Genomic DNA, 12,195 nt, shown 5'->3' on the forward strand with positions numbered 1-12,195 from the left:
TATCAATGAAACTGCCATTATCCTGGCTTTCGGATTATACCGATATGAACGGCATCACCCCGAAGGAGTATGATGCCAAGCTGACTATGTCCGGCTCCAAGGTCGAGGAGGTTTACTATCTCGGCGCGGAGATCGACAACGTTGTGACCGGCAAGATCCTCGAGGTTGTCGATCACCCGGATTCCGACCATCTGAAGATCTGCCAGCTCGATGTCGGCAAGGAGGAGCCGGTGCAGATCGTCACCGGCGCACCCAATGTAACGCCTGCGTCCGTTGGCGAGATCTGCCCGGTCTGCCTGCACAAGTCCACCCTGCCGGGCGGCGTGAAGATCACCAAGGGCAAGCTGCGCGGCGTGCCGTCCAACGGCATGATGTGCTCGTTCCAGGAGCTGGGTCTGTCCCACGGCTGCGTACCGTATGCGTGCGAGAACGGCATCCTGTTCCTGCCGGCCGGCACCCCGGTTGGCGAGGACATCAAGAAGGTGCTCGGTCTGGACGACTGGGTTTCCGATTTCGAGATTACGTCCAACCGCCCGGACTGCCTGAGCGTGATCGGTCTGGCCCGCGAGACTGCGGCTACCTTCGACCGTCCGTTCAGTGTCAAGACCCCGGAGGTAAAGGGCGTTGGCGGCGATATCAACGAGTATATGTCGGTTGAGGTCAAGGATACCGACCTGTGCCCGCGCTACACCGCCCGCATTGTCAAGAATATCAAGATCGAGCCGTCTCCGGCGTGGATGCGCGAGCGTCTGCACGCCTGCGGCGTTCGTCCGATCAACAATATCGTTGATATCACCAACTATGTTATGCTCGAGTACGGCCAGCCGATGCATGCGTTCGACTACAAGTGCCTGTCCGATGGCCGCATTGTTGTCCGCCGTGCCCGCAACGGTGAGTCCATCCAGACTCTGGACGGCGTGGATCACGACCTGAGCGATAAGATGCTCGCCATCTGCGACAACGACAAGCCGGTTGCTGTTGCAGGCGTTATGGGCGGCGCAAACTCCGAGATTATGGACGACACCAAGACCGTCGTTTTCGAGTCCGCAAACTTCCACGGCGCTACCGTTCGTATCACCGCAAAGGCGCTCGGTATGCGTACCGAGGCTTCCGGCCGCTTTGAAAAGGGCCTTGACCCGCGCATGACCCTCGATGCGGTCAACCGTGCGTGCGAACTGATCGAGATGCTCGGCGCAGGCGAGGTCGTTGACGGCATTATCGACGTTGACAACTCCGACCCGAACCACAAGCGTCTGCCGTTTGAGCCGGACAAGATGAACGCGCTGCTCGGTCTGGAGCTGTCCACGGAGGAGCAGGTAAAGCTGCTCGAGAAACTGGGCTTCAAGATCGAGAACAACGAGGTCGTTGTGCCGTTCTTCCGCACCGACATCAACCGTATGTGCGACGTAGCCGAGGAGGTTGCCCGCATGTACGGCTACGACAAGATTCCGACCACGCTGTATGCCGGTGAGATGGTACAGGGTGAGTTCACGCCGGCTCAGCAGGCGGAGCGCGCTGCCGCGCTGGTTTGCCGCGAGGCGGGCTTTGACGAGTCCATGAGCCACTCGTTCATCTCTCCGAAGTTCTACGACATGATCGGCTGGGACGAGAACGACCCGCGCCGTATCTCCACCACCATCCTCAATCCGCTTGGTGAGGATTTCAGCGTAATGCGTACCACCGTGCTGCCGTCCATGCTGGATAATCTGGCGCACAACCACGCACACCGCAACCCGACCGCTTCGCTGTACGAGCTGGGCACCATCTACACCCCGACCGTCAAGGACGGCAAGGCTGACCCGGACGTACTGCCGCACGAGGAGAAGATCCTGACCCTCGGCAGCTACGGCCGCCTGTCCTTCTTCCAGTTCAAGGGCGTAATCGAGGCGCTGCTGCGTGAGCTGAACATTAAGGGCGCGTCCTTTGCTCCCGAGAAGGCCAACCTGTCCTACCACCCGGGCCGCTGTGCCAAGGTGCTCATTGACGGCAAAGAGATCGGCGTATTCGGCACCATTCATCCGACCGTTGCCGCACGCTACGGTCTGTCCGGCGAGGTGCTCGCTGCCGAGCTGCAGATGGACGCGCTGCTGGCCGCCATCGACCCGGAGAAGCTGTATCATCCGCTGCCCAAGTTCCCGGCATCCACCCGCGATATCGCGGTTCTGGTTGACGATGCCGTTCCGGCGGCTTCCATGCAGGCCGCTGTTGAGAAGGCGGCGGGCAAGCTGCTCGAATCCGTCAAGCTGTTTGACGTTTACAAGGGCAAGGGCATCCCGGAGGGCAAGAAGTCCGTGGCATATTCGCTGTCCCTGCGCGCACCCGACCGTACCCTCACCGACGAGGAGTGCGACAAGGCAATGCGTGCCGCTATCTCGGCACTTGAGACCGAGTTCGGCGCTCAGCTGCGCGGTTAAGTTTCCGAAAAAGTACAAAAAGAGCAGATACGAAAGTATCTGCTCTTTCTTTATGGTTTTATAATGCGTTATCCGAGAGAACCGTCCGGATTGACAGAATCCCAGTCATTGGAATAATCATGCTGCGTCCATTCGACGATTTTGTCGCCTGCAGGCGGCGTGTTCTTCGGCTCGACACTGGATTCGGTCGTGGTCAGTGTGATATCGAGCGACAGAATGCCGGTGTTCTTGGTGTGGTAGGTCACGTTCAATTTGCAGTTCTGCACACTGCCGGAGAACGTCAGAACGGTTTTGGTGGTGTTCCAGCTATCGGAGCGGCTTTCAAGCGTGCCCGAGAACGAGCCGTCCGCCGTGTTCAGCGTGTAGCTGCCGGTCATGGTTTGCCCGTAGTCGTCATTCTGTTTGTCGAGCTTTGCCGTGCAGCGCGAGCCGCTTGCGGTGAATTGTTCATCGCCCAGCAGGTCGTTCAGGCGGTTTACGTTATTCTTTATGTTGCGATAAAAATCCTCCCAGCCAAGCTCATATGCGGTCACGTTGGATTCGTTCGAGGCAACGATGCTTTCGCCCACCGAGGTAAAGGTATTGTTCTTCAAAATCTTCAGATTTTCGCTGAACAGAGCGCCGAATGTGCTGTCCGCCCAGTTGATGTGCAGCCACGCGCCGTTCGACAGCGCCTTGAGATTGGCGTCGCCCGTTTCGTCCATCGCCAGAATCTTCGCCACGGCAGGGCACTTCAAATACAGGTCGCCGCTGTCTGCGCTGCATAGGAGCTCGAGCTTGACATTGCTCAGCGCACTGCGCAGGAGCGCTGCCTGTGCGGCGGTGAGTACGTCATCCGCCTGCGAATCGCCGAGGAAATAAGACGCCAGCACGCGCAGATCGACCGTCACGGTCGCCTCAATGGCTTGTCCGTTCGCCAGAATTTCGGCTTTGACATCGACCTTGTAATCCTTGTTGCCGTCGATGGTGTCGAAGGCGGTATACGCCGCGCCGATCGTCGCCACCGTGCGCAGTGTCTTGGCGTTTTCGGTGGACGGCTGTGCCTTGATCCACTTGTTGAGTACGGTAAACTTGCTGTCAATGTCGTTTACAAGCGCCGCGCGGTCATACAGCACGGCGGTCTGCATATCCTGATCCCACTGCACGGTCAGTCCGAACGCTTCCGCGAAAAAGCGCACCGGAACATAGGTGCGTCCGCCTTTTTTGTACGGCGCGGTATCAAGCTGCACGATTTTGACGGTTTTGCCCGCGCTGTCCGTGACGGTAAGCTGCTTGCCGTCGAGCGCGAACGACAGCGTTTCGCCGTCCTTTTTCGCGGTGATTTTTCCGGCGTCATATGTGACCTCGGCGCCGAGCACTTCGGCAATGGCGCGGAAGGGAACCATCACGCGCCCGTTTACCTTTTCCGGCTGTGCGTCCGCAAAGTGGACATACGCGCCGTTGAGCTGCACGGAAGGCTGACAGCGGAGTTTGTATTCCTCGGCGATTGTCATGTTGTACGCCGTTGCACGATAGCATTCCTCTAAGTCATCATTCCACCCAAGGGACATATCCTCCAGACTGCCATAACCCCAGTAATCGACTGCGATATTGGGATCCTTGAGGATGGCTTCCCAGTGCTGTCGATAATGGTCGCTGAGCGTATCATAATCGAAAATGCCGTAGCCCGGTCCCTCATCCATGTACTCCTCAGCGCTGTCACACCCGAACTGCTTGTACATCGGCGGGGTGGTGTCCAGCGCAAGCGCGCTCGGCGCAGAGCCTGCCAGCAGCAGTGCCGCCAGTGCCGCAGAGGCAAATCGTTTCATCTTTTTCATGTCGTAACCCCCTCATGTTGGTGTTACTACCATTGTACAGGAAATCGGTAGGGGTTGTCTACCTGTAACCTGACGCAAATTGGCAGAGAAAAATCGGCATATTGCCCATGCAGCCGCATAGGGTAGAGCAAGGGAGGGCACTGCTATGTTTATCACGATCACACGCACGGGTCTGCGCCGAATCGGTGTGGGACTTAGCGCTTTTGCGGTTCTGACTGCGGTTTTCATTCTGTTTCCGCGCGAAAATACTGAGCCAACAGCCGCCGAACAGGCGGTTCCCGCGTCTGTCAGTGACTGGGGATTATCGTTCCAGACCGAGGGACAGCCGCCGGTCGGCAATGTCTCCGCCGAGGAACTGCGGCAGTACAACGCGTTTTACGTCGGTGATACGAGCAAAAAGACCATCTACCTGACATTCGACGCGGGCTACGAGAACGGCTGCACGCCTGCTATTCTGGATGCGCTCAAAAAGCATAACGCGCCTGCCTGCTTTTTCGTGGTGGGAAACTTTATTGATACCGCACCGGATCTCGTAAAGCGCATGGCCGCAGAAGGGCATATTGTGGGCAACCATACGCTGCACCATCCGGATATGTCCGGCATTGCGGATAAGAGCGCGTTTACGGCGGAGCTGAACGGTCTTGAGGAGAAATACACCGCGCTGACCGGTCAGCCGATGCAGAAATTTTATCGTCCGCCGCAGGGCAAGTTCAGTGAGGAGAATCTCCGGCAGGCGCAGGAGCTGGGGTATACCACGGTTTTCTGGTCGCTCGCGTATGTGGACTGGTATACGGATAATCAGCCGACCGATGAGCAGGCATTCTCCAAGCTGCTTCCGCGGATACATAACGGGGCCATCGTGCTGCTGCATTCCACCAGTGAGACCAATGCGAGGATTCTCGATGAATTGCTGACCAAGTGGGAGAGTGCGGGTTATGCCTTTGGCTCGTTGACAGACCTTACATCCGGCTAAACCGTAGGGTGTGACAAGGTGAATTGCCCGAAGGGCAAGAGAAGGTGCCATGGGGTACGACTCGGCGCACCGCATGTAACGATTGGTATGCGTTATCCCGTAGGGGAGCACAGTGTGCTCCCACGCAATACCAAATCACACGGTTCTCGGGCGAACACTGTTCGCCCCTACGGTTACGCAGCTGCAGATCGAGGTCGGCGCACCCTACGGGAAAACGATATGGTAAAATAAAACCCTCTCTGGATTTTCAGAGAGGGTTTTGTGCATTGTTTGCTTTTACGGCATCATGGTGCGGCCTTCAAACTCGGCGCGGCGCTTGATGTCCTTCATGACGGTATCGAACTGGTTGAGGTCGAGCGACTGCGCACCGTCGCAGAGGGCGTGTGCGGGATCGTTATGCGCCTCGATGATCAGGCCGTCAGCACCGGCAGCGATGGCTGCGCGGGACAGCGGCTGCACCATATCACGGCGGCCTGCTGCGTGGGACGGGTCGATGATGATGGGCAGGTGGCTGAACATTTTAACCAGCGGAACAGCGGAGATATCCAGATTATTGCGGATCAGCTTCTCAAAGGTACGGATGCCGCGCTCGCACAGGATAACATTGGTATTGCCGCCTGCGAAAATGTACTCGGCAGCCATGAGGAACTCCTCCATGGTGGCGGACAGACCGCGCTTGAGGAGGATCGGCTTGTTGCAGCGGCCCAGCTCCTTCAGCAGCATGAAGTTCTGCATATTGCGGGCGCCAAGCTGGATGATATCCACATCCGCGAACAGATCGAGGTGCTTTTCGCTCATGATCTCGGTGACGATCGGCAGACCGGTCTGACGCTTTGCCTCGAGCAGCAGCTTGAGACCCTCGGCCTCCAGACCCTGGAACGAGTACGGGGAGGTACGCGGCTTGAATGCGCCGCCGCGCAGGAAGGATGCACCGGCAGCCTTGACGCGCTCGGCACACTCGACGATCTGTGCTTCGTTCTCGACCGAGCACGGACCTGCCATAACATTGAAGTAGCCGGTGCCGATCTTGCGGCCCGCAACCTCGATGATCGTGTCCTCGGGATGGAATTTGCGGTTGACGGCCTTAAACGGCTCGGTCACGCGCTGTACACGCTCGACCACGTCATACGCCATAATGTCCCTTTCATCGAGCCGGGTCGTGTCGCCCATCAGGCCCAGGATGGTGGTGTCTGCGCCCTCAGAATAGTTGATCCGCAGCCCCATATCCGTGAAATGCTGCATCAGTTTTTCGACATGTCCTTTGTCGCTGTTTTGTTTGAGTACAACGATCATTTCAGTTCACTCCTTCACAATGTGATAAATTTTAAGTAGAATTCGATATACGCTTAAGGCAATACCGCACAATTAAGGCGGCGGCTCCTCGCGCAGGCTCCGGTCGCGCTGCCGCGGTGCTTTGCGGAAATTTTGTGTCCTGACTTTGTTGCAATTTCACGGTAATACATCAAGTATTACCGCAAAACTGTGCCTCGTCAGTACGCAAAATTTACTCGCAAATCACTCTTGTTCAATTATGTGGTATTGCCTTTATTTTTTCAGCTTTTTTACAGCGTACGATTTGAAGTATACCATATCAGAGGGCAAAAAGAAAGAGCGATTTACGACAAATCGCCCTTTGATTTCCCACGCTTTTTGCACATGGTTGCATTCTGCTAACCGGATGCTTACGATGCGTTTGCCGCCTCATCGGCCTTCAGCTCCTTGTATTTGGCGGTTACTGCGCTGCAGAATTCATCCCAGCGGCCGCTGTTGATGAGGGTGGACGGGCAGATTTTGCCCGAAAAGTCCTGATGCTTTTTCAGTGCCTTGGACGGGTTCAGGTCGTACTCGATCAGCAGCCGCGCGCACAGCTTTTCGGTGTTGATGAGCGTCTGTTCGTAGTTGCCGTCCGAGTTGACGCACATTTCAATGCCGATGCCGTTCATGTTGCCGCCGTTCTTCTCCATGCCGTCGCCTGCGTGATAGGCAGTCTCATCATCCGGCAGATGGTGGTAGATCTCGTGATCGTCCACCGTGTAGTGCCACGAAACAATGCCCTCCCCGGCGTTGGCGTTCTGGTGGATGAATGAGTTGTGCGCGGCCGCATTTGCGCCGGAGCCGGTGTTGTCGGTCTCGTGGATGACAAGATACTTGATCTCGCGCTTCTGTCCCGGACGGGCGCGTGTGCCCTCGGGAAGAAAGTCGGTCATCACCGGAATATCCTCAATGTAGGTCAGACCGGCGTCGGTCTGCGGCTCGCGGAACACGATCTTCTGTGTCAGCATGCCCGCCGCAAACGACACGATCATCAGTCCGACTGTCAGCATCAGGCTGACCCGAAGTCCCTTGCTTCTCTTTTTGCGTGCCATGATTCACCTTATCTTTTCAGAATGATATCGTCTTACTGTTCCATTGTACTACGTTTTACGCGATTTTTCAAAACAAAGACTGTAAACTTTTTGTGATGGCGACACCGTATATGCGGATTCGGTATCAAATTCGTAAAATTTGCAAGATGAACTTGCATTTGCACTCGGATTCCCTTATAATAAAAGTTACTCGGAGAGGCGAAGCCTTTCAGCAGAATTTCTTTGACCGCCCGGTTTCTGCGCGAAAACGGTGCCAAGGCCATACGGACAGCCGGGTCAAATGCCGAAACTGGCAACTTTGTTGCCTTATTGAATTTTATAAGTTGGCTGACTAAAAGCCGTGTGCCGCGGGCGCATCACACTTGTGAAACGATCAATAAGAGTACAAAGGCAACACCTACAATGAAGACTGCGGCGCTTTGCGGCACAAAATTTACTCGCAAATCGCTCCTGCTTCACTATGCGGTATTGCCTAAAAGTAACGATTCTTGCTATATAGACTCTTTCCTCTTCCATAAAACCTACGGAATGTGCAGAAGCATCTGCAAAAAGAGAATGATCATCCCCAAGTGAAAGCGTACCGTGTGTACCCCTTTCGCCTGGGGATTTTTTGGTATTGTGAGGATATGAAATGCAGAACAAGCTTAAACTTTACGGGTTCAACAACCTGACCAAGGCGCTGTCCTTCAACATTTATGATGTCTGCTATGCAAAGACCGAGCGCGAACAGCGTGACTACATCAAATATATCGACCAGCAGTACAACTCCGAACGACTGACCGGCATTCTCGAGCGGGTGACCGAGATGATCGGTGCGCATGTGCTGCACATTTCCAAGCAGGATTACGACCCGCAGGGCGCCTCCGTCACCTTTCTCATTGCGGAGGAGCACATGAAGCCCGCGCTCGAGCCGGATACCATTGTCGCGCACCTCGACAAGAGCCATGTTACCGTGCATACCTATCCGGAGTACCATCCGGATACCTGCCTTGCCACCTTCCGCGTGGATATTGATGTTGCCACCTGCGGCGAGATCACGCCGCTGTCTACGCTCGATTACCTCATCGGCTCGTTCGATTCGGATATCATCACCATGGACTACCGCGTGCGCGGCTTTACCCGCGATATCGAGGGTAAAAAGCTGTTCATGGATCACCATATGACGTCCATTCAGGACTTTATCGACCCGAAAACGCTCGAGCGGTACGACGCCTACGACATTAACGTGTACCAGTCCAATCTGTTCCACACCCGTATGCTGCTCAAGGAGATCGATCTCCAGAACTACCTGTTCAATACCGATATCTATGAGCTGCCGCCGAAAACAAGACTCAAGATTCACTCCGACCTCAGACGAGAGATGATTGAGATATTTTCGGGGAAGAACATCTACTGATTTCGATTGAAAATACATTTTCAATCGAGAAAGACAAACCGAACGATGTTCGGATTTGTCTCACAATAAAGGGGAGGCCAGTGGCTTCCCGCGTAAGCTGTCTGCTCAGGATAAAATGGGCGCACACTGTGCGCCCCTACGGTGACGTTTGTACCGATGGTAAATCGTAGGGGCGAACATTGTTCGCCCACGCAACGTAAAAGAGTTACCAAACTCCTGACTGTAAAAAAGTTTTCATTACAAAGAGGGTTATATAATGGATCAATCCCGCGCGCCAATCATGGAGGCGCTCGAAAACTTCAAAGACATGCGTATTGTGCCGTTCGATGTGCCCGGACACAAGCGCGGACGCGGCTCGCCGGAATTAACGAAATTCCTCGGTCAGCAGTGCATGACGGTGGACGTCAACTCGATGAAGCCGCTCGACAATCTGTGCCACCCGACCAGCGTTATCCGCGAGGCCGAGGAGCTTGCCGCGGATGCGTTCGGTGCGGCGCACGCCTTCCTGATGGTGGGCGGCACGACGAGCAGCGTACAGGCGATGATCCTCTCCGTGGTCAAACGCGGCGACGAGATCATCCTGCCGCGCAACGTGCACCGCAGCGTCATCAACGCGCTCGTGCTGACCGGCGCGATTCCGGTTTACGTCAACCCGCAGATGAACGACCGGCTTGGCATTTCGCTCGGTATGTCGGTCACGGATGTGAAGGCCGCCATTGAGAAGCACCCGTCCGCGAAGGCGGTGCTCGTCAACAACCCGACCTATTACGGCATCTGCTCGAACATTCGGGAAATCGTAAGGCTCGCGCACGCGGCGGGCATGAAGGTGCTCGCTGATGAGGCGCACGGCACGCATTTCTACTTCGGTGAAAATATGCCGGTCTCCGCGATGGCGGCAGGCGCGGATTTGGCATCCGTTTCCATGCACAAGTCGGGCGGCTCGCTCACGCAGTCCAGCTTTCTGCTGTGCGGTCCGTCCATGAACGCGGAGCACGTTCGCCAGATTATAAACCTGACTCAGACGACCTCGGGTTCGTACCTGCTGATGGTCAGTCTGGATATTTCGCGCAAGAACCTTGCACTGCACGGCAAGGAGATTTTCCGAAAGGTCGTTGACCTGACGACCTACGCCCGCGAGGAGATCAACGCCCTCGGTGATTACTACGCCTACGGCAGCGAGCTGATCAACGGCGACACGGTATACGACTTCGACACGACCAAGCTGGCGGTAAACACGCTGGATGTTGGTCTGGCGGGCATCGAGGTGTACGACATTCTGCGCGACTTTTACGATATTCAGACCGAGTTCGGCGATCTCGGCAATCTGCTCGCCTATGTTTCGGTGGGCGACCGTGAACGCGACCTCGAACGTCTGGTAGCCGCTCTCGCGGACATTCGCCGCCGCTACAAGCGCGACAAGGCGACGCTCATGCGGCAGGAGTACATCTCGCCGCAGGTGGTTGCCGGCCCGCAGGAGGCGTTCTACGCGGACAAGAAGGCCATGCCGCTCGAGGAGTCGGTCGGACGCATCTGCGCGGAGTTTGTCATGTGCTATCCGCCCGGCATCCCGATCCTCGCGCCCGGTGAGCGTATCACCCGCGATATTCTTGATTATATTCGCTACGCCAAGGAAAAGAACTGCATGCTGCTCGGCACCGAGGACCCCGAGGTGAACAACCTGCAGGTCATCCGCGGCGTTGTCAGCCCGGAATAAAAGGAGCGTTTCACTCATGCAACTTACCTTTACTGAAATGCATACGCCGACGGTTGGGCTGCAGATACAGGTAGACCGTCAGCTTTACACCGAACAGAGCGATTTTCAGCGCATCGACGTGTTTGAATGCGAGGAGTTCGGTCGGTTTCTCACGCTTGACGGCTACATGATGCTGACCGAGCGGGATGAGTTCATCTATCATGAAATGATGGTGCATGTGCCGATGGCCGTGCTCGGCGAGAAGATCAAAAAGGTGCTTGTCATCGGCGGCGGTGACGGCGGCTGCGTCCGCGAGCTGTGCCGCTATCAGCACATCGAGCATATCGACCTGGTGGAGATCGATGAGCGCGTTGTCGCGGTCTGCAAGGAGTACCTGCCCGGTGTGGCATGCTCGCTCGACGACCCGCGCGTGCACATTCTCTATCAGGACGGCCTGAAGTATATCCGCCGCATCGAGGACGAGTACGACCTTATCATCATCGACTCGACCGACCCGTTCGGCCCGGGCGAAGGTCTGTTCACGATGGAATTTTACGGCAACTGCTACAAGGCGCTCAAGGAGCACGGCGTGCTCGTCAATCAGCATGAAAGCCCGTTCTACAAGGGCGATGCACTGGCGTGCCAGAGAGCGCACCGCAATATCGTCCATTCGTTCGAGCTGTCGCGTCTGTTTCAGGCGCATATCCCGACCTATCCGTCCGGACACTGGCTGTTCGGCTTCTCGTCGCGCGGCGTGCATCCGGTGCGCGATCTGAATCCGGACTGGTGGAACAGTCTGGGACTGGAAACCAAATATTACAATACCAATCTGCACAAGGGCGCGTTCTATCTGCCGAATTATGTGCAGAAGCTGCTGGAAAAGGTGGAAGAATAACGGAATCGTGAGAAAATTACTACGGTTTTGATTGGGTATCCGCTTGGCAAGCGGGGAACGCGCCGCACCCGCGGCGGGGGCAAAAAGGGTAGACACCTACGGTTTCTACCCTCTTTGAACACCCGTTTCCCTTGTTGGGATAGCTTGGGTGCAGACGGTAGACTGCGTAAGCAGGAAAAGGGGAACGGCAGTCGGGTTACTCTTGCGTGTCTTTCTCCACCTTTTCGCAGTTCACAGACAGCGTACTGCTACACATGCGGGTTACTCAACGCAGGCGCGGCATAACAGTGCCGCGCAAATCCTTGGCACGTTGTAACGCACGGCACCTGCGAGGCTAAATTGCACCGAACACCTAATCCGTAGGTGCTGTCCGCAAACTCCAGACTTACGAGTTGCGCGGCACGGGTATGCCGCGCCTGCTGGAAGTAGCCGACCTGTGTAGCAGTACGGTATCTGACACTGCGAACAGGTTGCGAAAGACACGGAAGAAAAAATCCTCTGCCGTTCCCTGTTTCGGAGCGGTCACATATAGGAAATCTGCGCCGGAATATCCCCAAGGGAAAGGGGTGATTCACAAGAGGGTGGAAACAGCAGGTGTCTACCCTCTTGTGCCCCCGCCGGGTAGGCGCACTCCCCGCTGA

The 12,195-nt window shown here is 56.1% G+C and carries 8 protein-coding genes; 5 read left to right on the top strand and 3 right to left on the bottom strand.

The genetic code is table 11. The annotated features are described in order from the left end of the window. The first annotated feature begins 5 nt into the window (after positions 1-5). Positions 6-2,414 carry a phenylalanine--tRNA ligase subunit beta gene (pheT, locus tag DXB00_RS01485; protein WP_118728915.1) on the top strand — a complete coding sequence of 803 codons (2,409 nt, stop codon included), beginning with the start codon at positions 6-8 and terminating at the stop codon, positions 2,412-2,414. A gap of 68 nt (positions 2,415-2,482) precedes the next feature. On the opposite strand, the gene DXB00_RS01490 is transcribed toward pheT, so the two are convergent. Further along, the gene (locus DXB00_RS01490; RefSeq protein WP_118728916.1) at positions 2,483-4,231 is read right to left on the bottom strand and encodes a copper amine oxidase N-terminal domain-containing protein; all 1,749 of its coding nucleotides are present in this window, start codon (positions 4,229-4,231) and stop codon (positions 2,483-2,485) included. A gap of 145 nt (positions 4,232-4,376) precedes the next feature. Between DXB00_RS01490 and pdaA the strand changes: the two genes are divergently transcribed. Next, positions 4,377-5,204: a delta-lactam-biosynthetic de-N-acetylase gene (pdaA, locus tag DXB00_RS01495; protein ID WP_118728917.1), complete on the top strand. Its 828-nt coding sequence runs from the start codon at positions 4,377-4,379 to the stop codon at positions 5,202-5,204. A 276-nt stretch (positions 5,205-5,480) separates the two neighbouring features. On the opposite strand, the gene aroF is transcribed toward pdaA, so the two are convergent. Continuing rightward, positions 5,481-6,497 carry a 3-deoxy-7-phosphoheptulonate synthase gene (gene aroF / locus DXB00_RS01500; protein ID WP_118728918.1) on the bottom strand — a complete coding sequence of 339 codons (1,017 nt, stop codon included), beginning with the start codon at positions 6,495-6,497 and terminating at the stop codon, positions 5,481-5,483. A 389-nt stretch (positions 6,498-6,886) separates the two neighbouring features. Then, on the bottom strand, positions 6,887-7,570 hold the full coding sequence (locus tag DXB00_RS01505; protein WP_118728919.1) for a peptidoglycan recognition protein family protein: 684 nt from the start codon (positions 7,568-7,570) through the stop codon (positions 6,887-6,889). 631 nt (positions 7,571-8,201) lie between these two features. Between DXB00_RS01505 and speD the strand changes: the two genes are divergently transcribed. The 3 genes from speD to speE all read left to right on the top strand — a co-directional run bounded on the left by speD (position 8,202) and on the right by speE (position 11,554). After that, positions 8,202-8,966: an adenosylmethionine decarboxylase gene (gene speD / locus DXB00_RS01510; RefSeq protein ID WP_118647886.1), complete on the top strand. Its 765-nt coding sequence runs from the start codon at positions 8,202-8,204 to the stop codon at positions 8,964-8,966. Positions 8,967-9,222: 256 nt separating this feature from the next. Continuing rightward, entirely contained in the window at positions 9,223-10,680 is a 1,458-nt protein-coding gene (locus DXB00_RS01515) for an aminotransferase class I/II-fold pyridoxal phosphate-dependent enzyme (RefSeq protein ID WP_118728920.1), read from the top strand. A gap of 16 nt (positions 10,681-10,696) precedes the next feature. Then, on the top strand, positions 10,697-11,554 hold the full coding sequence (speE, locus tag DXB00_RS01520) for a polyamine aminopropyltransferase (RefSeq protein ID WP_117751461.1): 858 nt from the start codon (positions 10,697-10,699) through the stop codon (positions 11,552-11,554). Positions 11,555-12,195: the final 641 nt, after the last annotated feature.

This window comes from Butyricicoccus sp. OF10-2 (assembly GCF_003481925.1).
GTDB lineage: Bacteria > Bacillota > Clostridia > Oscillospirales > Butyricicoccaceae > Agathobaculum > Agathobaculum butyriciproducens.